This is a genomic window from Acidimangrovimonas pyrenivorans (assembly GCF_042643245.1).
In the GTDB taxonomy this organism is placed as follows: Bacteria; Pseudomonadota; Alphaproteobacteria; order Rhodobacterales; family Rhodobacteraceae; genus Acidimangrovimonas; species Acidimangrovimonas pyrenivorans.
In genome coordinates this window covers 25,460-47,447 of record NZ_JBHRSK010000001.1, presented here as the reverse complement: position 1 = coordinate 47,447, position 21,988 = coordinate 25,460, and the positions used below count along the sequence as shown (strand labels likewise).

Here is a 21,988-nt window from a genome sequence, read left to right as displayed (position 1 = left end):
GGCGGGGCCGTTTGCATTGCGTGCGGATTTCACCGCCGCGGCCGCCTTTGCGGCTTTCCTCCCTCACCGCGACGTGACTAGAGTGCGGCCATGACCCGGCGCGCGCTTCGCACTCTGCTGCCTCTCGCCCTGTCGCTCGTCCTGGCGGCGACCGGCCTCACCATGGCCGTCGCCCGGGGCCAGGCGCGGGTCGCCGGCAAGATCGTGGTCTGCTCGGGCTACGGGCTGACGACGATCTATGTCGACGAGAACGGCAAGGAAGTCCCCAAGGTCCATATCTGTCCCGATTGCGTGCTGGCGCTGATGGCGGCGCTGGCGGTCGAGGCGCCGCAGCTGGTCCGGCCCGAGACGCGGATGGCGCGGCTGACGGCGCCGGAACGGCGGCTGGCGGCCTCGCGCCCGGGCTGCCCCCATTGCGCCCGCGATCCGCCGCTGTCGGCCTGAGCCACCTTCACCGACATAACCAAGGACAGGACAAGCCATGTTCATGAAACCGATTCTGGCCGCCGCCGCGGTCGCCTTCGCCCTGCCGGCCCTTGCCGGGGACATCACCATCAAGGACGCTTACGCCCGCGCCTCGACGCCGGTGTCGAAGTCCGGCGCCGCCTTCATGGTGATCGAGAATGCCGCCGACCAGCCGGACCAGCTGATCGCCGCGCGCTCTGACATCGCCGCCAAGCTGGAACTGCACACCCACAAGCAGGACGCCAACGGGGTGATGCACATGATGGAGGTGCCCGGCGGCTTTCCGATCCCGGCCCATGGCAGCCATGTGCTGGCCCGGGGCGGCGACCACATCATGCTGCTGGGGCTGCACAAGGGGCTCACGCAGGGGGAGACGTTCAAGATCACCCTGACCTTCAGGAACGCCGGCGACGTTACCGTCGAGGTGCCGGTGGACCTGAAACGGATGCCGAAGATGGGTGGCATGAAGATGGACAACTGAGCCGCAGGGGGCTTCACGGCGCAGGGTGGCCCCGCGGGGCCGCCCTGTCGCGTTGCGGGGCGGAAAGCGACATCCAGGTCGCGGATATGCGGGACGGGGCCGCGATCCGCGCTATGTTGCTTCTCTTTCGAGGAGACCCGTTCCGTGTTCGCCATTCACACCATTCCCGACGCCTTCACCCCCGCCGAATGCGCCCGCATCGTCGCGCTCGCCCACCAGGACGACCTGGCCGAGGCCGGCCTGGTCGGCCGCGTCAGCGATCACAACATCCGCCGCGCCGAGCTGGCCTGGCTCGACGAGCGCGCCGGCAGCGACTGGGTGATGGAGCGGATTATCCGGCTGGTCTCGGCCGTGAACCGCGCGGCCTTCGGCTTCGACCTGAGCGAATTCGCCGAGAGCCCGCAGGTCGCCCGCTACGGCGCCGAGCGCGAGGGCCATTTCGGCTGGCATTCCGACATCGGCGACGGCCCGGTGGCGCGCAAGCGCAAGCTGACCATGGTGGTGCAGCTGAGCGCCGCCGACGCCTATGACGGCGGGGTGCTGGAGCTGCGGCCCGACCTTGCCGTGCGCGCGGCCGAACGCTGGCAGGGCGCGGCGGTGCTGTTTCCCAGCTTCATGCTGCACCGGGTGACGCCGGTGACGCGCGGCGAGCGCCATTCGCTGACGATCTGGGCGCACGGTCCGGCGTTTCGCTGACCCCCGAGGCCGGGCAGGGGCGGGCGGGCCGCGCGCGCCCGCGAGGGGCCCGCGCGGCCCGGGGCCTCCGGCGGGGATATTTTCGTGAAGATGAAAGGGATCAGGGGGCGAGGAGCGCGCTCACCCAGGCGGGGACGAGCTCGGTCGCCGGGCCGCGGCGGGTCTCGTCGAAATCGGTCGCGGTGTCGGACGGGTCGAGATTGAGTTCCAGCGTCCGGGCACCGAACAGGGCGGCCTCGCGCACGAAACCGGCGGCGGGGTAGACATTGCCGCTGGTGCCGATGGCGACAAAGAGGCCGGCGCGGTCCAGGGTGCGGTCGATTTCCGCCATGTGGTAGGGGATTTCGCCGAACCAGACGATGTCGGGCCGGGTGGCAGCGGCGCCGCAGGCAGGGCAGGGATCGGCGGCGTGCATCTCAAGCGGCGCCGGCCAGCGGTGGCCGCAGGCGGCGCAGAGGGCGCGGGAGAGCTCCCCGTGCATGTGCAGGACGTTGCGGCTGCCGGCGCGTTCGTGCAGGTCGTCGACATTCTGGGTGACGATCAGGACCTCGCCGGGCCAGTCGCGTTCCAGCCGGGCGAGCGCGTCATGGGCGGCGTTGGGCGCCGCGGTGGCGCAATTGGCGCGCCGCGCGTTGTAGAAGGCGTGCACCAGCGCCGGGTTGCGGGCGAAGCCCTCGGGCGTGGCGACCGCGTTCAGGTCGTAGCGGGTCCAGAGCCCGTCAACGTCGCGGAACGTGCCCAGCCCGCTTTCGGCCGAGATGCCGGCGCCGGTGAGGATGACGATCGTGTCGCGGGGCATCGGGCTTCCCCCTGTTCGGGCTTTCTGGCACAAGGATCGCCGAAGGAGAGCCCGATGACCAGCCGTATCCTCTTTGTCTGCCTTGGCAATATCTGCCGCTCGCCCTCGGCCGAGGGGGTTTTCCGCGCGCTGTCCGAAGAGGCGGGGAAGGCGCTGGAGATCGACAGCTGCGGCACCGGCGACTGGCATGTCGGCAAGGCGCCCTACGGCCCGGCGATCGCGGCGGCGGCCGCGCGCGGCTATGACCTGACGCCGCTGCGGGCGCGGCAGCTGGACGTGGCGGATTTCGACCACTTCGACCTGATCCTGGCGATGGACGAAGCCAACCGGGCCGATATCGAGGCGCTGCGGCCGGCCGGGAACAGGACGCCGGTGCGGCTGTTCCTCGATTACGCGCCCGAGACCGGCGTGGCCGAGGTGCCCGACCCCTATTACACCCGCGATTTCGACGCGGCGCTCGACCTGGTCGAGGCGGCGAGCCGGGGGCTGCTGGCCAGCCTTTAGGCGGCCTGCCCCGGTCTTTGCGCCCCGTGTCCCGGGCCTAGTCGCCGCACATGGCGACGGCGGTCTCGCCGAAATTCTGGTAGCGGTCCCAGAAGGCGTTGTCGCGGTCGGAGGAGGATTGCCGGACCTCCTGCGCCTTGTGCGGATCGCTGAAGAAGCGGGCGGCGCGGCGCTGGTCGCTGTGGCGCAGGGTGATGTCGGCGGCCTGCTGGATGCAGCCGCAGAGGGCGGCGGTGGCCGGACGGTCGGAGTTCTTGCAGGCGGCCTCGATCGGGCCCGCGTGAAGCGCCGGCGCCGAGGCAAGGGTGACCACGGTGGCGCAGACAAGTTTCTTCATATGCTGCCTCGTTCCGTTGGGCGCGGGTTGCTCCCGCTGCCGGGTGACGGGCGGATTATGGCGATCGCGGCGCGGTTTTTCAATTCCGCCAAAGGTCGCATGAGAAGGGCCGGCCGCGCCGCGCAAGCGAACGTGACCGGCCCCTGGGGCCGTTCGGCCGGGGATTAGCTGACGGGGCTGGCCGCGTAGCCGGCCTCGGCCAGCGCCGCCACCAGCGCCTCGGGCGCGGCGGAGCTGGCGACCTCGGCGGTGCGGCTGTCGAGATCGACGGCGACCTGCGCGCCGGCATCGAGCCCGGTTATGGCGCCCTCGACGGCGGCCTTGCAATGGCCGCAGGACATCTCGGGGATCGACAGTTTCAGTTTGTCCGACATGGGGAACCTCTCGGGGTGAGTCCGTTACGGGCGGAAGATGGAGGTTCCTGTTGGGGGAAGGTCAAGGGGCGAGGGAGATTTGTTGCGAACTCAATCAGTCATAGCATTTCCGTAGGAAATGTCCTACATTGTACCTATGATCTGAACGCGGGCACACTCGCTAGTAGGATCGTCCCGGCGGGCAGGAAACTGCCCGCCCTTTCTATAAGGTCACGATTCCCAACGGATTTGAGCGTGAGGCATGAGTGTTGAGGACAGGTGCTAGGCGGTCATAGTAGCGAGTTGCCCCAGATTTTCTCACATACGAATTAGGGTGGTGTCGTTGGTGGAGGAAGTACGCGACAACGTCGCATGCCTGTATGGGAAGAGAGCGAGCGGAGTTGCGCGGAGACGGATCCTCGATCACTCTAAGTATGGGGATATTTCGATAACCAACGCCCCCAGTATTGGGAATAGGATTATAGACATTCATCTTTCTCATGATTTGATTTAGGCGATTGCCGTTTGTGGCGTCTGTAAATACCTTTCCATACGATCTCTTGTATCCGCCTGGGAAGTTTCCGTGTGCTAAGGTATTCTCAAATCTTTGGAACAAAGTGCTCCATGCCGCTGCAAAGATGTCATATTGTGATGGCTTGCCCCGCTTGTCGACAACAACGCCGGTGATAGAGATGAAGTTCAGCTTTGCCAACTCGTCTAGGTAGTTGCGCAAGATGGCCAAGCGGGCGTGCTTTGCAATGCCAAAGGAGCTATGCCGAATTAGTTTGACTGCATGTAGCTCACTTCGCACGGGGAAACCATAAACATTCTTAATGGTGCGTCGAAATTTCATGTTCGCATTAATAAAATTCCGCCACTCGCTTTCGTGAATGACAATTCCTGAAAGACAGAAGAAATCCGACTGGGCGGTGTTGTTCCCCGGATCCCCGCTTTCGTCTACATACATTAGATACATGGTACAGCCTGCAGAAAACTCTTATCGGGACGCACCACCACATCCTCAGGCGCATTCCGGCAGTCAAAATTCGACTTGAGGTAGTAGAGCAGGCGAAGAGGCTACATTCAAGCGTGCGATTGGTGGCGACGTGCTTGTGCGTCCAGAAAGAAAAGAAAACCAGTGACTGTTCGGGCGTTGCTCAAGCAGAGGAGTGGGATGATGATCTTGGTGTTCGATCAACAGCCTCCTCACCCATCCATCTTCAACGCATTGATGAACGCCTGCTGCGGAATTTCCACCTTGCCGAACTGGCGCATCTTCTTCTTGCCCGCCTTCTGCTTCTCGAGCAGCTTCTTCTTCCGGGTGACGTCGCCGCCGTAGCATTTCGCGGTCACGTCCTTGCGCATCGCGGCGATGGTTTCGCGGGCGATGATGCGGCCGCCGATGGCGGCCTGGATCGGGATCTTGAACATGTGGCGCGGGATCAGCTCTTTCAGCTTCTCGCACATCGCCCGGCCGCGCATCTCGGCCCGGTCGCGGTGGACCATCATCGACAGGGCGTCGACCGGCTCGTCATTCACCAGCACCGACATCTTGACCAGGTTGTCCTGGCGGTAGCCGGTGATCTGGTAATCGAAGCTGGCATAGCCCTTGGTGACCGACTTGAGCCGGTCGTAGAAGTCGAACACGACCTCGTTCAGCGGCAGGTCGTAGACCACCATGGCGCGGCTGCCCGCGTAGCTGAGGTCGAGCTGGAGGCCGCGGCGCTCCTGGCACAGCTTGAGCACGTCGCCGAGGAAGTCGTCGGGCACCATGATGGTGGCCTTGATCCGCGGCTCCTCGATATGGTCGATATTGGCCGGGTCGGGCATGTCGGCGGGGTTGTGCAGCTCGATCATCTGCCCGTCGCGCATGTAGATCTGGTAGACGACCGAGGGCGCGGTGGTGATCAGGTCGACATCGTATTCGCGTTCCAGCCGGTCGCGGATGACCTCGAGATGGAGCAGGCCGAGGAAGCCGCAGCGGAAACCGAAGCCGAGCGCGGCCGAGGTCTCCATCTCGTAGCTGAAGGAGGCGTCGTTGAGGGCCAGCTTCTCGATCGCCTCGCGCAGGTTCTCGAAATCGGCGGCGTCGACCGGGAACAGGCCGCAGAAGACCACCGGCTGGGCCGGCTTGAAGCCGGGCAGCGGCGCGGCGCATTGCTTCTTCTCGTGGGTGATGGTGTCGCCGACGCGGGTGTCGCGGACCTGCTTGATCGAGGCGGTGAAGACGCCGATCTCGCCCGGGCCCAGTTCGGCGATGTCGACCATCTGCGGCTTGAGCACGGCGAGCTTGTCGAGCTTGTAGGTCGCCTTGGTCTTCATCATCCGGATCGTGTCGCCCTTGCGGATGACCCCGTCCATCACCCGGATCAGGACGACGACGCCGAGATAGGCGTCGTACCAGCTGTCGACCAGCATCGCCTTGAGTGGTGCGTCGCGGTCGCCCTTGGGCGCGGGCAGGCGGTGGACGATGGCCTCGAGCACGTCGGGAATGCCCATGCCGGACTTGGCCGAGATCGGGATCGCTTCGGAGGCGTCGATGCCGATGACGTCCTCGATCTGTTCCTTGACCCGGTCGGGCTCGGCCGCCGGCAGGTCGATCTTGTTCAGCACCGGGACGATCTCGTGATCCGCGTCGATCGCCTGGTAGACGTTGGCCAGCGTCTGCGCCTCGACCCCCTGGGAGGCGTCGACGACCAGCAGCGAGCCCTCGACGGCGCGCATCGAGCGGCTGACCTCGTAGGCGAAGTCGACATGGCCGGGGGTGTCGATCAGGTTGAGGATATAGGTGTTGCCGTCCTTGGCCGGGTATTCGATCCGGACCGAGTTGGCCTTGATGGTGATGCCGCGCTCGCGCTCGATGTCCATCGCGTCGAGCAGCTGGGCCTTCATGTCGCGTTCGGCCACCGTGCCGGTGAGCTGGATCAGCCGGTCGGCAAGGGTGGATTTGCCGTGGTCGATATGCGCCACGATGGAGAAATTGCGGATGCGGTCGAGATCGGTCATGGCGCGCATATGAGCAGGAATCAGGGGCCGGTCAAGCGGGGTCGACCGGCCGCGTGCGGGCTCGTGCGCAGTATTGCCCCGGCCGGGGCAATTTACATGTCCTTCTGGACCTTCTTGGCCGAGGAGGTGATCGCCGTGCCGGCCTTCTGGATGTCCTTGCCCGCGCCCTGGACGGTTTCGCAGGCGGCGAGGCCGAGGACGGCGGTGAGAACAAGGGCGATACGGATCATGCGGAAGGCTCCTGTTGCGGTCTGTGCCGCGGAAGTGACGCTGTCTTCCCGGTTTTGTCAACTCTCCGGCGGCCGCGCTGGCAGGGATGTGTATTAGGCAGGTGTTAACCGTGGCGCGGCGAGGCTGGCCCGGTCCACCACGCTGCGAGGGGTTCGATGCGGCTTGCCCTGGTCCTGCTTGTCCTGTCCGCGCTGGCCGGCTGCGCCGCCTCGCCGGCACCGCCCTTCTTCGGCGCGCAGCGGCAGCAGGTGACGCGCGGCGGCCACGACTACGTGCTCTACCGCCGTGGCGACCGGGTCGAGGTGATCCGCCTCGGCTATGCCCGGCCCGGCGAACATCGTGCGATCCGCGCCACCATGCTCTCCCTGATCCCGGAGCTGACCGGCTGCCGGCCGTGGAAACACAGCCTGCACGGCGACAGCGGCGAGATGCGCGGCCGGCTCGTCTGCCCTGCCGGCTGACCCCCGCGTCGGGAAACTTGATTCGGATCAAAGAGGGGCCTGTGGCCCTGTGCAACAAGGGGGATCTGAGGTCACGGCTCTGTGAAGGAGGGTCCCGGATGCACAAGCTGATCCTGATCTACTCGGTTCTGGCGCCGGCGGTGATCAGCCAATGCGTGCTGCTGGCCCTGGTGATCGGCTTCACCACGCTGACGCCCTATCTGGCCGCCGCGGGACTGGGGCTGGCGCTGTCGGCGCCGCTGTCCTGGTATGCAAGCCGCGCCCTGGGCTGAAAATCTCCGGATGAATTGCGCCTTTGCGCGACGGAAGCGGGCGGGCGCCGCGTATCATCTCTCAGGCAATCGAAGATAACAGGAGGAAGGATGTCCACCGTTACGGGATATTCCAAGGGCCAGATCCGTCTGCACTGGATCGTGGCCGCGCTGATCGTCATTCAATACGTGTTTCATGACGCGATCTCGCACGCCTGGCGGGCGATCGGTCGCGGGCTGGAGGTCGAGTTCAGCCCGATGATCCTGCTGCATGTCGTCGCCGGGGTGGCGATCGGGCTGCTGGCCCTCTGGCGGCTGGCGATCCGGGCCCGGCGCGGCGCGCCCAAGCCGCCGGCCGGCGGCAACCCGGTCCAGGACCTGCTGGCGGCGGCGGTGCATTGGCTGCTCTACGCGCTGATGCTGGCACTGCCGCTGACTGGCCTGATCGCCTGGTTCGGCGGCGTGCGCAGCATGGGCGAGGCGCATGAGCTGCTCAAGGGCGTGCTGCTGATCCTGGTCGGGCTGCACGTGCTGGGGGCGCTGGTGCACCAGTTCGTGCTCAAGGACGGGCTGATGCTGCGGATGAAGCGCCCGGCGGATTAATCCGCCGGCGCCTCCGCGGCCTCCTCGGTGGCATCGTCGGCGAGAAAGGCGGCGACCGCCGCCTCGAACTCGCGCGGCTTCTCGGCATGCAGCCAGTGGCCCGCGCCCTCGATGGTTTCGAACCGCGCCTGCGGGAACAATGCGGTGATGCGGGCGTGATGCTCGGGCCGCACATAGCTCGACCGCTCCCCGGTCAGGAACAGCGTCGGCCCCTCGAACCGGCTCGCCACGCCGGGCCAGCCGATGATGCGGTCCATCTCGGCTTCGAGCACGTCCAGGTTGAGTCGCCAGCGCGGCGGCTCCGCCCGCAGATCGAGCGACTGCAGCAGGAAGGCCCGGGTGCCGGGATCCTCGATCGTGGCCGACAGGCGGCGGTCGGCTTCGGTCCGGGTCGTCAGGTCGGTCAGGTCGAGCCCGCGCATGGCGTGGATCAGGTGGTTTTGGCTGTGGCTATAGGCGACCGGAGCGATATCGGCCACGATCAGCCGCCGCACCATGGCGGGACGGGTCAGCGCCAGCATCATCGCCGCCTTGCCGCCCATCGAGTGGCCCAGCAGATCGACCTGCCCGCCATGCATCGAAATGACCGCCGCCAGGTCGCCCGCCAGCCCCTCGTAGCTGTGGGTCGATCGCCACGGGCTCGTGCCATGGTTGCGCATGTCGACGGTGATGACCTGGCGGTCGGAACTCAACCTGCGGGAGATTACACCCCAGTTGCGGGCCGAGCCGAACAGGCCGTGGACGATCAGCAGGGGCGGGGCGGCACCGGGCCGGCCCTGAAGGACGGTTGTCAGCATGATGAGGTAATACAGCTTTCTCCGGAACCAGCGCAACAGCGGATGCTGCAACGCAGATTCTTCCTCCACTCTTGCCCCCGTTTCGCCTATCATGGCGTGGTTTCCGAATGTGATTTACGAGAAGGCGAAGATCCATGAGTGCGATTACCGTGCAGCAGATGGCGGACCGTGTTGCCGAGTTGATGGACAGCCGACTGCAGGTCCGGGGCAAGGGGCTCGCGGCAAAGTTGCAGAATGGTGGGCGCAACCTTCCGCGCGACGTGCGCGCGAATGCCGAATTCCTGGTCGAGGCCGCGACCATGGCGAAGAATCCCAAGCTTCTACCGCAGATTGACGAGGTCAGGGTCGCCGAGGCCTACAATTCCTGCCTGCGCCACCTGACGGCGATCAGCCGGCACGACCGTCGCAAGGCGCTGGCCCGCAGCATCGGTGCCAATATCGCCTTCAGCCTGCTGGTGGTTTTCGCCCTGCTGATCACCGTGCTGGTCTGGCGTGGTTTCCTCTGAGCGGGGTCTTCGCGTCCGCGCGAGGCGCGTCTTGCGGGCGGCTTGCCCGTGCCGGGGACAGGTGGCGGGGCAGCGCCATCACACGCCCATCCGCGCCGCCAGCGCGGCGGGCGCGCGGTCGGGCTCCGCCGCCGGGGCGGCAGAGCCCGTGCTTCGGCTCTCAGAGCTCGGGATAGACGGGGAAGCGGGCGCAGAGCCGGGCGACCTCGGCCTTGACCTTGGCCTCGACCTCGGCATTGCCCTCTTCGCCATTCGCGGCCAGCCCGTCGACCACCTCGACGATCCAGTCGGCGATCTGGCGGAACTCGGCCTCGCCGAAGCCGCGGGTGGTGCCGGCCGGGGTGCCCAGGCGGACACCCGAGGTCACGGTCGGCTTTTCCGGGTCGAAGGGAATGCCGTTCTTGTTGCAGGTGATATGGGCGCGGCCGAGCGCATGCTCGGTGGCGTTGCCCTTCACCCCCTTGGGCCGCAGGTCGACCAGCATGACATGGGTGTCGGTGCCGCCGGTGACGATGTCGAGCCCGCCCTTCATCAGCTGGTCGGCCAGCGCCTGGGCGTTCTTGACCACCTGCGCGGCATAGGCCTTGAACTCGGGCCGCAGCGCCTCGCCGAAGGCTACCGCCTTGGCGGCGATGACATGCATCAGCGGCCCGCCCTGGATGCCCGGGAAGATCGCCGAGTTGACCTTCTTGGCGATCGCCTCGTCATTGGTCAGGATCATGCCGCCGCGCGGGCCGCGCAGGGTCTTGTGCGTCGTCGTGGTGGCGACATCGGCATGGGGGAAGGGCGAGGGATGGACGCCCCCGGCGACGAGGCCGGCGAAATGGGCCATGTCGACCATCAGCAGGGCGCCGACGCTGTCGGCGATCTCGCGGAACTTGGCGAAGTCGATCACCCGCGGCACGGCCGAGCCGCCGGCGATGATCAGCTTGGGCTGGTGTTCCTGCGCCAGCTGGGCGACCTGGTCGTAGTCGATCTGCTGGTCCTGCGGACGGACGCCGTATTGCACCGCGTTGAACCACTTGCCCGACTGGTTGGGCGCGGCGCCGTGGGTCAGGTGGCCGCCCGAGGCGAGGTTCATGCCGAGGATGGTCTCGCCCGGCTTCAGGAGCGCATTGAACACGCCCTGGTTGGCCTGGCTGCCCGAATGGGGCTGGACGTTGGCGAAGCCACAGCCGAACAGCTCCTTGGCGCGGTCGATGGCCAGGTTCTCGGCAATGTCGACATACTGGCAGCCGCCATAGTAGCGCCGGCCCGGGTAACCCTCGGCATACTTGTTGGTCATGACCGAGCCCTGGGCCTCCATCACCGCCGCCGAGACGATGTTCTCCGAGGCGATCAGCTCGATCTCGTCGCGCTGGCGGCCAAGTTCGGCACGGATGGCGCCGAAGATCTCGGGATCGCGGCTCTTGAGCTCTTCGGTGAAGAAGCCGGCATCATGCGCGGCGTTGGTCGGGGCGTCCATGGGCGTCTCCTGAACAGGTCTGCAGGCGGGGTTTGGCGCTGTTTATCGCAAGCGGCGCGGGTTCAAAAGCCTGTAAGCGACCGGTTGCGCTGTTGCGGCGCCGCGCCGCGTCTCCGGGGCGGGGCTTGTGTTTCGCATCGGCGCGGGCGATGACTTTCGGAAACAGCGGGGGGAGGCCATGGCCAGGCGTCGGAAAATCGCCTTCAGGGCAAGCGAGACCGAGATCGCCCGCGCGGCGCTGAAGCGGCTGGTCGAGCGCTACGGCGATGCGCCGGTTGCCGAGGCCGAGGTGATCGTCGCGCTGGGCGGCGACGGCTTCATGCTGCACACGCTGCACGACACCGAGACGCTGGACCTGCCGGTCTACGGCATGAATTGCGGCACCATCGGCTTCCTGATGAACGAGTTCACCGAGTACGAGCTGAGCGCGCGGCTCGACGCGGCCGAGGAGACAGTGATCAACCCGCTGGCGATGCGGGCGCTCGACGCCAAGGGCGAAGAGCACCACGCGCTGGCCATCAACGAGGTCAGCCTGCTGCGCGCCGGGCCGCAGGCGGCCAAGCTGCGGATCAGCGTCGACGACAAGGTCCGGATGGAGGAACTGGTCTGCGACGGCGCGCTGCTGTCGACGCCGGCGGGCTCGACCGCCTACAACTACTCGGCCCACGGCCCGATCCTGCCGATCGGCTCGGACGTGCTGGCGCTGACGGCGATGGCGGCGTTCCGGCCGCGGCGCTGGCGCGGTGCGATTCTGCCCAAGGCGGCGCTGGTCCGCTTCGACGTGCTCGAGGCCGAGAAGCGGCCGGTGATGGCCGATGCCGACGGCCGTTCGGTCCGCGATGTGGTGATGGTCGAGATCCGCAGCGAGCCGGCGGTCCGCCACCGCATCCTGTTCGATCCGGGCCACGGGCTGGAGGAACGGCTGACCCGCGAGCAGTTCGAGTAGGCGGAAATGCCGCGCGGATCGGGTCGCTTTCCAGAATGACTGTTTCGCCCGGCGTGCCGCCGGGCGGCGCCCACCCAGGGTCGGGCGCTGCCTTTCCCGCCTCGCTCACCTGCTCACCACCCCGCGCGGCCCTCTTGAGCCGCGCCCCGGCCATATCCATATCCCTTCCGTTCCAACGCAGGACGGAAGAGATGGGTTACGCACGCACTGCAATTCTGATGGCCGCGATGACGGCGCTGTTCATCGGGCTGGGCGGCCTTCTGGGCGGCCAGACCGGGGCGATCGTCGCGCTGGTGGTCGCCGGGGCGATGAACCTGTTCACCTTCTGGAACTCCGACCGGATGGTGCTGCGGATGCACAACGCGCGCGAGGTCGATGCCCGTTCGGCTCCCGAGCTGGTGGTACTGGTGCGCGGCCTGGCCGAGAATGCCGGCCTGCCGATGCCGCGCGTCTATGTCATCGAGACCGACCAGCCCAACGCCTTCGCCACCGGCCGCAGCCCGGCCAATGCCGCCGTCGCCGCCACCACCGGCCTGTTGCGGACGCTCAGCCGCGAGGAGCTGGCCGGCGTGCTGGCGCATGAGCTGGCCCATATCAAGCATCGCGACACGCTGACCATGACCGTCACCGCCACCTTCGCCGGGGCGATCTCGATGCTCGCCAACTTCGCCTTCTTCTTCCGCGGCGGCGACCGCAACAACCTCGGCCTCGTCGGCACGCTGGCGATGATGTTCCTGGCGCCGATGGCGGCGGGCCTCGTCCAGATGGCGATCAGCCGCTCGCGCGAATACGAGGCCGACCGGATCGGCGCCGAGATTTGTGGCCACCCGCTGTGGCTCGCCTCGGCGCTGGGCAAGATCGACCGGCTGGCGGGGCGCACCGTCAACCAGGCGGCCGAGCGTCACCCGGCGACGGCGCATATGTTCATCATCAACCCGCTGCACGCGCTGCCGCAGGACAAGCTCTTCGCCTCACACCCCGCGACCGAGAACCGCATCGCCGCCCTGCGCGAGATGGCGGCGAAACGGGGCCGGCGCGAGGACCGCCCGCGTGCCCCGCGCGGCATGGCCGGCCCCTGGGCGACCCCAGACAGCCGCCGCGGCCCCTGGGCCTGATCCGAGGGCGCGCCCGGTCGCGCCCTTGCGCCGGACGGCCATTCCGGCGAATGTCTCGGAACCCCGATACAGGCGCCCGAATGACCCCGTCCGACCCCACGCTCCGCCCCGATCCCCTGCCCGAGGATGCCGACCGCGCCCTGCGGCCGCAGCTGCTGGACGAGTTCATCGGCCAGGCCGAGGCGCGGGCGAACATGAAGGTCTTCATCGAAAGCGCCAAGATGCGCGGCGAGGCGATGGACCACACCCTGTTCCACGGCCCGCCCGGGCTGGGCAAGACGACGCTGGCCCAGATCATGGCACGCGAGCTGGGCGTCGGCTTCCGCATGACCTCGGGCCCGGTGCTGGCCAAGGCCGGCGACCTGGCGGCGATCCTGACCAATCTCGAACCGCGCGACGTGCTGTTCATCGACGAGATCCACCGTCTCAACCCGGCGGTCGAAGAGGTGCTCTACCCGGCGATGGAGGATTTCGCCCTCGATCTCGTCATCGGCGAGGGCCCGGCGGCGCGCACCGTGCGCATCGACCTGCAGCCCTTCACCCTGGTCGGTGCCACCACCCGGCTCGGCCTGCTGACGACGCCGCTGCGCGACCGCTTCGGCATCCCGACGCGGCTGCAGTTCTACACCGAGGACGAGTTGAACGAGATCGTCACCCGCGGCGCCCGGCTGCTGGGCGTCGCCGCCGATCCCGAGGGCTGCCGCGAGATCGCCCGCCGCGCCCGCGGCACGCCGCGCATCGCCGGCCGGCTGCTGCGCCGGGTGGTCGATTTCGCGCTGGTCGAGCATGGCGGCCGGATCACCCGCGAGGTCGCCGACAAGGCGCTGACCCGGCTCGGCGTCGACCATCTCGGCCTCGACGGCGCCGACCGGCGCTACCTGATGCTGATGGCCGAGCATTACGGCGGCGGGCCGGTCGGGGTCGAAACCCTGTCGGCGGCGCTGTCGGAAAGCCGCGACGCGATCGAGGAAGTGATCGAGCCCTACCTGCTGCAACAGGGCCTGATCGCCCGCACCCCGCGCGGCCGCATGCTGGCGCCGCGCGCCTGGCGCCATCTCGGGCTGGAGGCGCCGAAGGTGCCGGGGCCGGGGCAGGGCGATCTGTTCGGCAAGTAGGATTGGCGCCGGCGCCTGGAGGCGGGATGCCTCCGGCCGGAGGACTTGGACAAAGAGGAAGGCCGGGCGGCGCGCCGACCCCATTCCCTTGCGCCTTCTTCTTTGAACAAATACTCCCCGCGGAGCGGCCACCCTTGGCCAGCCCGCGCAGAGAGGGATCAGGAGGACCAGATGACAGCGGACGAGGTGCAGGCGCTCTTCACCCGGGCCGACGGCTCTTACCTTTTCGCGCGCTGGGGCCGGCCGATCGTGCCGGTGGTCTTCGGCGTCGCTGACCAGACCCTGCCGGTGGTCAAGGGCGCGATCGAGGCGGTGGTGACGCTGGCCGGCCACCAGATGGCCGAGACCGATCCCGAGCTGGGCGCCAACCTGATGGTGTTCTTCTTCCGCGACTGGGCCGAGCTGGCCGCGCTGCCCGATCTCGACCGGCTGATCCCCGACCTGCACCCGCTGGTCGAGCGGCTGCAGGCGCAGGGCGCCAACCAGTACCGCGCCTTCCGCTTCGACAGCGAGGGCGCGATCCAGGCGGCCTTCGTCTTCGTCTGCATGGACGAGGCGCTGTCGCAGATGCCGGCCGAGACGCTGGCGCTGGCGCAGGCGGCGCAGGTGATCCTTTTGTGGTCCGACACCGCCTTCGCCGAAAAGGCGCCGCTGGCCCAGGTCGGCGAGCGGGTGATCCTGCGGCCCGAGATCGGCGACGTCATCCGCGCCGGCTACGACCCGGTGATGCCGGCGGTGGCGGAGGACCCGTCGCATGCGCTGCGTCTGGCGGCGCGGCTGCCGGCGGGGGAGGGCGAGGCATGAGCCACCGCTTCCCGATCCGCGTCTATTACGAGGACACCGACCTTGCCGGCATCGTCTACTACGCCAATTACCTGAAATTCATCGAGCGCGGCCGCAGCGAATGGATCCGCGAACTGGGGCTCGACCAGACCCGGCTCAAGCAGGATCAGGGGCTGGTCTTCGCCGTCCGCCGGGTCGAGGCCGATTACCTGTCACCGGCGACCTTCGATGACCTGTTGACGGTCGAGACCCGGCTGACCGCCCTGACCGGGGCGCGGATCGTGCTCGACCAGGCCGTGCTGCGCGGCGACCGGCCGCTGTTCCGGGCCGTCGTCACCCTGGTCTGCCTGACGCAGACCGGGGCGCCGGCGCGGCTTCCGGCGGATATTCGCCAGCGTCTGGCGTCGGCGTCGGAATAATGCCGCCTGTCACATGCATGTGTTGGCTTTTGGCCTAAAATGCCTGTAGAATCGCTGGTAATCGAGCCGACGGAGAGCGGCTAACCCAGAACGAGCAGGCTTATGGACACCCAGACTATTGCGATGGCGCACGAGATCGATTTCTCGATGCTCGCCCTCTTCATGCGCGCCACGCTGACCGTGAAACTCGTGATGATCCTCCTGACCGTGGCCTCTTTCTGGTCCTGGGCGATCATCATCCAGAAACACATCTCCTTCCGCCGGGCGCGCGGCGAGTCCACCGTCTTCGACCGCGCCTTCTGGTCGGGCGAACCGCTGGACGAGCTGTTCGACCAGATCGGCCCCGAGCCGGACGGCGCGTCGCAGAAGATCTTTTCCGCCGGCATGCTGGAATGGCGCCGCAGTCATCGTCAGGACGGCAAGCTGATCGCCGGGGCGCAGGCGCGGATCGACCGCTCGATGGACGTCGCCATCGCCAAGGAGGCGGAAGTGTTGAACGGCGGGCTGTCCTTCCTGGCCACCGTCGGCTCGACGGCGCCCTTCGTCGGCCTGTTCGGCACCGTCTGGGGGATCAAGCACTCCTTCGAGCAGATCGCGATCTCGCAGAACACAAATCTCGCCGTCGTCGCGCCGGGCATCGCCGAGGCGCTGGTCGCCACCGCGCTGGGGCTGGTGGCCGCGATCCCGGCGGTGATCTTCTACAACAAGCTGAATGCCGACAGCGACCGGATCGTCGCCGGCTACGAGGCCTTCGCCGACGAATTCGCCACCATCCTCTCGCGCCAGCTGGACGCCTGAGCCATGGGCGCGGGGGTGAGCCAGAGGAGCGGCGGATCGGGCCGACGCGGGCGCAAGCGGCGCACCGGCCGCTCGCACGCGATGTCCGAGATCAACGTCACGCCGATGGTCGACGTGATGCTGGTGCTGCTGATCATCTTCATGGTCGCGGCGCCGCTGCTGACCGTCGGCGTGCCGGTGCAATTGCCCAAGACGGCGGCGACCGCCCTGCCGACCGAGAAGGAAGAGCCGCTGACCATCACGCTCACCGCCGACGGCCGGATCATGATCCAGAAGACCGAGGTCAGCCAGGACGAACTGATCCCGAAGCTGCGCGCGATCGCCGCCGAACGGACCGACAAGAAGCTCTACCTGCGGGCCGACGGCGCCATTCCCTATGCCCGCGTGGCGCAGGTGATGGGGGCGCTCAATGCCAGCGGCTTCAACGATATCGGGCTGGTGACGGACAATAACGGGCCGACCTTCGGCGGCAGCGGCGGTTAATCCGCGGTGGGCATGAACAAGGGCATCATCATCTCCGGCATCGGGCATCTCGGCCTGATCCTCTGGGTGCTCTTCGGCGGGCTGTTCCTGCGCGCCCATGACAATCCCAAGGCGGCGGTGTCTCAGGTTTCGCTGATCAGCGCCCAGGATTTCGCGGCGCTCAGCGCGGCCGGCTCCTCGGCGCCGGCGACGCCGCAGACCGAGGTGACGCCGCCCAAGCCGACGGCGCCGGAAACCGCGCCCGCGCCCAGGCCGGCGCCCAAGCCCGAGGCCAAGCCGGCCCAGACCGAACCCAGGCCGGCCGACGCGCCCAAGCCCGACACCGCGCCCGACGTCGCCGGCGTCCAGCCGTTGCCGCAGGCCGATGTCTCGGGCGTCGCGCCGCCCAGCCCGCCGCCGCCGGACGCCCAGCAGGAGGCGGTGCTGGTGCCCGAGCAGAAGCCCTCGGACACGCCGCGCAACATCCCGCGGGTCGCGCCGATGCCGGCGCCGAAGCCGCCGCAGGACGCCAAGGTCTCGGACCAGGCGCAGAAAAGCGCCGCGCCCAAGCCCAGCGATACCGCGACCAAGCAGCAGAAGCCGAAGGAGGCGACGGCGCCGAAGGAGGCGACGACGCGGATCGCGACCGAGGCGAACACCTCCGACACCCCGGCCGCGCCGGTGCTGGCCCCGGCCACGAGCCCGCGGCCGCAGGGCCGGCCGAAACGTCTCGCCGCGGCCGAACCGCCGAAACCGGAGACCCCGCAGCCGGACAAGCCCAAGCCGGAGGCGGCCAAGCCTGAGAAACCCAAGGCGTCGCAGGAGGATGCCATTGCCGCCGCCGTCGCCGCCGCCGTGGCCGGATCGGTCGACAGCGGCGCCTCGACCGCCGATGCCGGCGCCGGCCGGGCCCCCTCGGGCCCGCCGCTGACCGCGGGCGAGAAGGACGGGCTGCGCCTCGCCGTCCAGCAATGCTGGGTGGTCGATCCCGGGTCCGAGGCCGCCAAGGTCACGGTGACGGTCGGGTTCTCGCTCAACCAGGATGGCACGGTGGTCTCCGGCTCGTTCAAGCAGGTCTCCGCCTCCACCGGCCCCGACAGCGCCGTGCGCGCCGCCTATGACGCCGCCCGCCGCGCCATCGCCCGCTGCGGCGCGGAGGGTTACAAACTGCCGCCCGAGAAATACGATCAGTGGCGGGACGTCGAGATCGTGTTCAACCCCGAGAAGATGAGGATCAAATGAGCCTTGTGAAAACCCTGGCCATCGCCATGGCCCTTCTGGGGCTGACCGCCGTGGCCGGCCTCGCCCAGCAGAAGGGCCCGCTGAAGCTGGAAATCACCGAGGGTGTGATCGAGCCCTTGCCCTATGCGCTGCCGCAATTCGTCGCCGAGAACGGCGCCGCCGGGCAATATGCCAGCGAGATCACCGGCGTCGTCGCCGCCGACCTGACCGGAACCGCCCTGTTCCGCGAGATCCCGGCCAGCGCCTATATCAGCAAGGTGACCAGCTTCGACGCCCCGATCCAGTATGCCGACTGGAAGGCGATCAACGCCCAGGCGCTGATCACCGGCGCGGTCAGCGTCCAGGGCAGCCAGATCGCGGTCAAGTTCCGCCTGTTCGACGTCTTCTCGGGCAAGCCGCTGGGCCAGGGGCTGCAATTCACCGGCAGCACCGACACCTGGCGGCGGATGGCGCACAAGGTGGCCGACGCGGTCTATAGCCGGATCACCGGCGAGGGCGGCTATTTCGACAGCCGGGTGGTGTTCGTTTCCGAGAGCGGCCCCAAGATCAACCGCAAGAAGCAGCTGGCGATCATGGATTACGACGGCGCCAACGTGAAGAACCTGACCGATGACAGCACCATCGTGCTGGCACCGCGCTTCTCGCCCGGCGGCAAGCGCATCCTCTATACCAGCTACGAGAGCGGCGAGCCGCGGATCTACCTGATGAATCTCGATACGCTGCAGCGCCAGGTGCTGGACGACCAGCCCGGCACCATGACCTTCGCGCCGCGCTTCTCGCCCGATGGCAACACCGTGGTCTTCTCGCTCGAGCGCGGCGGCAACACCGACATCTACACGCTGAACCTGCGCACCGGCCAGCGCACCCGGCTGACCAGCGCGCCCTCGATCGAGACAGCGCCGAGCTATTCGCCCGACGGCACGCAGATCGTCTTCGAAAGCGACCGGTCGGGGCTGCAGCAGATCTACATCATGCCGGCCAGCGGCGGCCAGGCGACGCGGATCAGCTTTGGTGCCGGCAAGTACAGCACGCCGGTCTGGTCGCCGCGCGGCGACCTGATCGCCTTCACCAAGCAGAACAAGGGCCGTTTTCACATCGGCGTGATGCGGACCGACGGCAGCGAAGAGCGGCTGCTCACGGCTTCGTTCCTTGACGAAGGGCCGACCTGGGCCCCGAATGGACGCGTATTGATGTTTACGCGAGAAACTGCAGGGGTGAACGGGGCTCCGGCGCTGTATTCGGTCGATATCTCGGGGCGCAATCTCAAGCGGGTGCCGACCCCGGACGCGGCTTCCGACCCGGCCTGGTCACCGCTGCTGCAGTGATCCGCCGGCCCGGAGCCGGGCCGATTTCCAAAGCGTTGCGAACCTGTTATGAAACGCCTGCAAAAGGGCATTGAGAATCGAGGGATAGAATCATGCGTCATCTGAGCACCGCACTGCTGCTGGTCGCTGCCCTGGGCGTCGCGGCCTGCAACAATCCCGATCGCTATGGCGCGAACGGCGGCGCGGGGGGCGCGAATGGCGGCATCGGCACCTCGGCGCTGGGCGATGTCAACGATCCCAACTCGATTGCCTATTTCAACCAGGCCGTCGGCGACCGCGTCTTCTTCGCCGTCGACCAGAGCACCCTGTCGCCCGAGGCACAGGCGACCCTGACCCAGCAGGCGCAATGGCTCAACCAGCATCCCGACTACGCGGTGATCATCGAGGGCCATGCCGACGAGCAGGGGACCCGCGAATACAACCTCGCGCTGGGCGCGCGGCGGGCCAACGCGGCCGAGCAGTTCCTGGTTGCCCACGGCGTTCCCGCCAGCCGGCTGAAGACCATCAGCTACGGCAAGGAACGCCCGGTGGCGACTTGTTCCAACGAATCGTGCTATTCGCAGAACCGTCGCGCGGTGACGGTGCTGTCGATGGGCGCGGGCAGCTAGGAGAGGGGTAACGGTGCAGCGGCGCGGAGCCTGGTTCGCTCTGTCCATCATGGCGCTGATCGCGTTGGCTGACGCGACGCGCCCCGGCGCCGCTCACGCCGAAACCAGCGCCAAGACCCTCGCCAGCATCCGTCAGGAACTCAACGGACTCTATTCGCTGGTGCGCGGGCTGCAGCAGGAGATCAAGGCGCCGCCGGCCAAGCCGGAGGCCGTCGACCTGTCGGGCTCGACCCAGGAGCGGCTCGACGCGATCGAGGCCCGGCTCGAGCAGCTGACCAACGACACCGAGGAGTTGCAGCACCGCATCAAGCAGGTGATCGCCGATGCCACCAACCGGATCGGCGACCTGAACTACCGGCTGTGCGACCTGGAAAAGGGCTGCGATATCACCAAGATCGGCAAGACGCCGGTGCTGGGCGGGGCCGATGTCAAACCGGCGCCGGTGACGGCGCCCGCTCCCGGGCAGCCGCAGGAGGCACCCGATCTCGCGGTCGGGGAGAAGCCGGATTTCGAAAAGGCCAAGGCCGCGCTCGACGCCGGCAAGTATCAGGATGCGGCCGACCAGTTCGCCTCGTTCACCGAAACCTACACTGCCGGCCCGCTGACCGGCCAGGCGCATTACTATCGCGGCTGGGCGCTTGAGCAGATGGGCCAGACCGCCGATGCCGCGCGCGCCTATCTCGACAGTTTCTCGGGCTCGCCCGATGGCGTCCGCGCCCCCGACGCGCTGACCCGGCTGGGGATCAACCTGGGCAAGCTGGGCCAGGTCCAGGAGGCCTGCGTGACCCTGGGCCAGGTGTCGGTGCGCTATCCCGACAGCTCGGCCGTCGCCGATGCCGACAAGGCGCGCCAGAACCTCGGCTGCCAGTGACCCCCGCAGACCTCGCGTTGATCGAGCGGCTGGGCCGGGCGCTCAGCCCGCAACCGCCCACCGCCCTGGGTGTCGCGGTTTCGGGCGGCGGCGACTCGATGGCGTTGCTGCACCTGCTGGCGGACTGGGCGGCGGGATCGGGCTGCCGGCTGGCGGCGGTGACGGTCGATCACCGGCTGCGGCCCGAGGCGGCGGAAGAGGCGGCGATGGTCGGCCGGGCCTGCGCCGGGCTGGGCCTGCCGCATGACATCCTGCATTGGCACTGGGACGGGCAGGGCAACCTGTCCGACGCGGCGCGGCGTGGCCGCTACGCGCTGATGGCCGACTGGGCGCGCGGGCGCGGCATCGGCGCGGTGGCGCTGGGCCACACGCTGGACGACCAGGCCGAGACGGTGCTGCTGCGGCTGGCCCGCGGCTCGGGCGTCGACGGGCTGTCCGGCATGGCGGCGCGGCGCGCGGCCGACGGCATCCTCTGGCTGCGGCCGCTGCTGGACGTCCGGCGCGCGGCGCTGCGCGATTTCCTGACCGCGCGCGGGATCGGCTGGGCCGAGGACCCCAGCAACGACAACCCGGCCTATGACCGGGTCAAGGCCCGGACCGCGCTGGCGGCACTGGCGCCGCTGGGGATCGACGCCGAGGGGCTGGCGGAGACCGCCGCGCGGCTGGCCATGGCGCGGCGGGCGCTGGAGGAGGTCACGCTGCGGATCGCGCGCGACGGCGCCCGTGTCGAGGCCGGCGACGTGGTCTTCGACCGCGCCGCCCTGGACGAAGCGCCGCAGGAAATCCGGTTGCGGCTGATCGCCCATGCCCTGCGCTGGATTGTCTCGGCGGATTATCGCCCGCGGCTGGCGCCGCTGGCCGAGGCGGTGGCAGCGGCGCTGGCCGGCGGCCGGCGGACGCTGGCGGGCTGCCTGATCTCCGGCACGGCCGACAGCGTCCGGATCAGCCGCGAATACCGGGCGGTGCGCGACAGCCGCTGCCCGACGGACCGGCTCTGGGACCGCCGCTGGGCCTTGTCCGGCCCGGATTCAGGCGGGATTCCCGAGGGGTTGGAGCTGCGGGCGCTGGGCGAGGACGGGCTGGCCGCCTGCCCGGACTGGCGCCAGACCGGGCTGCCGCGCGACAGTTTGCTGGCCACGCCCGCGGTCTGGCGCGGGGCCGAGCTGGTCGCCGCGCCGCTGGCCGGGCGGCCCGGGGACTGGACCGCGGAACTGGCGCCAGACGGATGTCGCGCCGGCCCGGACGACCCGGGCGGCTTCCTGCAAAAGATTTTATCGCATTGAACCGCCGGGCCTAATCTCTATTTTAGAGAAAAGATGTCTCGGTGGGGGCCGCATCGTCATGCGCGG

At 68.2% G+C, this 21,988-nt stretch carries 28 protein-coding genes; 20 read left to right on the top strand and 8 right to left on the bottom strand.

Going from position 1 to position 21,988, the window contains the following annotated elements; all coding sequences use genetic code 11:
* Positions 1–90: 90 nt before the first annotated feature.
* The 3 genes from ACFOES_RS00260 (at position 91) to ACFOES_RS00250 (ending at position 1,642) form a co-directional block, all read left to right on the top strand.
* A complete protein-coding gene (locus tag ACFOES_RS00260; RefSeq protein ID WP_377830698.1) occupies positions 91–444 on the top strand; it encodes a hypothetical protein in 354 nt (117 codons plus the stop codon).
* A gap of 37 nt (positions 445–481) precedes the next feature.
* Complete coding sequence (locus tag ACFOES_RS00255; RefSeq protein ID WP_377830696.1) at positions 482–946, top strand: copper chaperone PCu(A)C; 465 nt, start codon at positions 482–484, stop codon at positions 944–946.
* Between the two features lie 144 nt (positions 947–1,090).
* Positions 1,091–1,642, top strand: a complete 552-nt coding sequence (locus ACFOES_RS00250; protein ID WP_377830695.1) for a 2OG-Fe(II) oxygenase — start codon at positions 1,091–1,093, stop codon at positions 1,640–1,642.
* 100 nt (positions 1,643–1,742) lie between these two features.
* Here ACFOES_RS00250 and ACFOES_RS00245 read toward each other — a convergent pair whose 3' ends face one another.
* Positions 1,743–2,441: an NAD-dependent deacylase gene (locus ACFOES_RS00245; RefSeq protein WP_377830693.1), complete on the bottom strand. Its 699-nt coding sequence runs from the start codon at positions 2,439–2,441 to the stop codon at positions 1,743–1,745.
* A 54-nt stretch (positions 2,442–2,495) separates the two neighbouring features.
* Between ACFOES_RS00245 and ACFOES_RS00240 the strand changes: the two genes are divergently transcribed.
* Entirely contained in the window at positions 2,496–2,945 is a 450-nt protein-coding gene (locus tag ACFOES_RS00240; RefSeq protein ID WP_377830691.1) for a low molecular weight protein-tyrosine-phosphatase, read from the top strand.
* A gap of 37 nt (positions 2,946–2,982) precedes the next feature.
* On the opposite strand, the gene ACFOES_RS00235 is transcribed toward ACFOES_RS00240, so the two are convergent.
* The 5 genes from ACFOES_RS00235 to ACFOES_RS00215 form a co-directional block, all read right to left on the bottom strand.
* Positions 2,983–3,282, bottom strand: coding sequence for a hypothetical protein (locus ACFOES_RS00235; protein ID WP_377830689.1), 300 nt, complete (start codon positions 3,280–3,282; stop codon positions 2,983–2,985).
* Between the two features lie 164 nt (positions 3,283–3,446).
* Positions 3,447–3,656: a cation transporter gene (locus ACFOES_RS00230; protein ID WP_377830687.1), complete on the bottom strand. Its 210-nt coding sequence runs from the start codon at positions 3,654–3,656 to the stop codon at positions 3,447–3,449.
* Between the two features lie 202 nt (positions 3,657–3,858).
* Positions 3,859–4,602 (bottom strand): DUF3800 domain-containing protein, encoded by a 744-nt coding sequence (locus ACFOES_RS00225; RefSeq protein ID WP_377830686.1) that lies wholly within the window; start codon positions 4,600–4,602, stop codon positions 3,859–3,861.
* Between the two features lie 239 nt (positions 4,603–4,841).
* The gene (lepA, locus tag ACFOES_RS00220; protein WP_377830684.1) at positions 4,842–6,641 is read right to left on the bottom strand and encodes a translation elongation factor 4; all 1,800 of its coding nucleotides are present in this window, start codon (positions 6,639–6,641) and stop codon (positions 4,842–4,844) included.
* Between the two features lie 92 nt (positions 6,642–6,733).
* The gene (locus ACFOES_RS00215; protein ID WP_377830682.1) at positions 6,734–6,871 is read right to left on the bottom strand and encodes an entericidin A/B family lipoprotein; all 138 of its coding nucleotides are present in this window, start codon (positions 6,869–6,871) and stop codon (positions 6,734–6,736) included.
* Between the two features lie 156 nt (positions 6,872–7,027).
* Between ACFOES_RS00215 and ACFOES_RS00210 the strand changes: the two genes are divergently transcribed.
* From ACFOES_RS00210 to ACFOES_RS00200, 3 genes are all read left to right on the top strand, one after another.
* Entirely contained in the window at positions 7,028–7,333 is a 306-nt protein-coding gene (locus ACFOES_RS00210; RefSeq protein ID WP_377830680.1) for a hypothetical protein, read from the top strand.
* Between the two features lie 98 nt (positions 7,334–7,431).
* Complete coding sequence (locus ACFOES_RS00205; protein WP_377830678.1) at positions 7,432–7,605, top strand: hypothetical protein; 174 nt, start codon at positions 7,432–7,434, stop codon at positions 7,603–7,605.
* A 90-nt stretch (positions 7,606–7,695) separates the two neighbouring features.
* Positions 7,696–8,187 carry a cytochrome b gene (locus ACFOES_RS00200; RefSeq protein WP_377830676.1) on the top strand — a complete coding sequence of 164 codons (492 nt, stop codon included), beginning with the start codon at positions 7,696–7,698 and terminating at the stop codon, positions 8,185–8,187.
* Here ACFOES_RS00200 and ACFOES_RS00195 read toward each other — a convergent pair.
* The gene (locus ACFOES_RS00195; protein ID WP_377830674.1) at positions 8,184–8,984 is read right to left on the bottom strand and encodes an alpha/beta fold hydrolase; all 801 of its coding nucleotides are present in this window, start codon (positions 8,982–8,984) and stop codon (positions 8,184–8,186) included. The genes ACFOES_RS00200 and ACFOES_RS00195 overlap by 4 nt on opposite strands.
* A gap of 134 nt (positions 8,985–9,118) precedes the next feature.
* On the opposite strand from ACFOES_RS00195, the gene ACFOES_RS00190 reads away from it, so the two are divergent.
* A complete protein-coding gene (locus ACFOES_RS00190) occupies positions 9,119–9,490 on the top strand; it encodes a hypothetical protein (RefSeq protein ID WP_377830672.1) in 372 nt (123 codons plus the stop codon).
* Between the two features lie 160 nt (positions 9,491–9,650).
* Here ACFOES_RS00190 and glyA read toward each other — a convergent pair whose 3' ends face one another.
* Positions 9,651–10,955, bottom strand: a complete 1,305-nt coding sequence (glyA, locus tag ACFOES_RS00185; protein WP_377830670.1) for a serine hydroxymethyltransferase — start codon at positions 10,953–10,955, stop codon at positions 9,651–9,653.
* 178 nt (positions 10,956–11,133) lie between these two features.
* On the opposite strand from glyA, the gene ACFOES_RS00180 reads away from it, so the two are divergent.
* The 12 genes from ACFOES_RS00180 (at position 11,134) to tilS (ending at position 21,922) form a co-directional block, all read left to right on the top strand.
* Positions 11,134–11,901, top strand: a complete 768-nt coding sequence (locus tag ACFOES_RS00180) for an NAD kinase (protein ID WP_377830667.1) — start codon at positions 11,134–11,136, stop codon at positions 11,899–11,901.
* Between the two features lie 191 nt (positions 11,902–12,092).
* Positions 12,093–13,016, top strand: coding sequence for a zinc metalloprotease HtpX (gene htpX, locus ACFOES_RS00175; protein ID WP_377830665.1), 924 nt, complete (start codon positions 12,093–12,095; stop codon positions 13,014–13,016).
* Between the two features lie 80 nt (positions 13,017–13,096).
* Entirely contained in the window at positions 13,097–14,131 is a 1,035-nt protein-coding gene (ruvB, locus tag ACFOES_RS00170) for a Holliday junction branch migration DNA helicase RuvB (RefSeq protein ID WP_377830662.1), read from the top strand.
* 171 nt (positions 14,132–14,302) lie between these two features.
* On the top strand, positions 14,303–14,935 hold the full coding sequence (locus tag ACFOES_RS00165) for a hypothetical protein (RefSeq protein ID WP_377830659.1): 633 nt from the start codon (positions 14,303–14,305) through the stop codon (positions 14,933–14,935).
* Entirely contained in the window at positions 14,932–15,333 is a 402-nt protein-coding gene (gene ybgC / locus ACFOES_RS00160) for a tol-pal system-associated acyl-CoA thioesterase (RefSeq protein WP_377830655.1), read from the top strand. The genes ACFOES_RS00165 and ybgC overlap by 4 nt, the downstream gene beginning before the upstream one ends.
* A 102-nt stretch (positions 15,334–15,435) precedes the next feature.
* Positions 15,436–16,131, top strand: a complete 696-nt coding sequence (gene tolQ, locus ACFOES_RS00155) for a protein TolQ (RefSeq protein WP_377830653.1) — start codon at positions 15,436–15,438, stop codon at positions 16,129–16,131.
* A gap of 3 nt (positions 16,132–16,134) precedes the next feature.
* Positions 16,135–16,614 carry a protein TolR gene (tolR, locus tag ACFOES_RS00150; protein ID WP_377830649.1) on the top strand — a complete coding sequence of 160 codons (480 nt, stop codon included), beginning with the start codon at positions 16,135–16,137 and terminating at the stop codon, positions 16,612–16,614.
* Positions 16,615–16,626: 12 nt separating this feature from the next.
* On the top strand, positions 16,627–17,835 hold the full coding sequence (locus ACFOES_RS00145; protein ID WP_377830645.1) for a hypothetical protein: 1,209 nt from the start codon (positions 16,627–16,629) through the stop codon (positions 17,833–17,835).
* A complete protein-coding gene (tolB, locus tag ACFOES_RS00140; RefSeq protein WP_377830641.1) occupies positions 17,832–19,160 on the top strand; it encodes a Tol-Pal system beta propeller repeat protein TolB in 1,329 nt (442 codons plus the stop codon). The genes ACFOES_RS00145 and tolB overlap by 4 nt, the downstream gene beginning before the upstream one ends.
* Positions 19,161–19,252: 92 nt before the next feature.
* Complete coding sequence (pal, locus tag ACFOES_RS00135) at positions 19,253–19,768, top strand: peptidoglycan-associated lipoprotein Pal (RefSeq protein WP_377830639.1); 516 nt, start codon at positions 19,253–19,255, stop codon at positions 19,766–19,768.
* Positions 19,769–19,781: 13 nt separating this feature from the next.
* Positions 19,782–20,639, top strand: coding sequence for a tol-pal system protein YbgF (gene ybgF / locus ACFOES_RS00130; RefSeq protein ID WP_377830636.1), 858 nt, complete (start codon positions 19,782–19,784; stop codon positions 20,637–20,639).
* Positions 20,636–21,922 (top strand): tRNA lysidine(34) synthetase TilS, encoded by a 1,287-nt coding sequence (gene tilS, locus ACFOES_RS00125; RefSeq protein ID WP_377830633.1) that lies wholly within the window; start codon positions 20,636–20,638, stop codon positions 21,920–21,922. The genes ybgF and tilS overlap by 4 nt, the downstream gene beginning before the upstream one ends.
* The last annotated feature ends 66 nt before the right edge of the window (positions 21,923–21,988 follow it).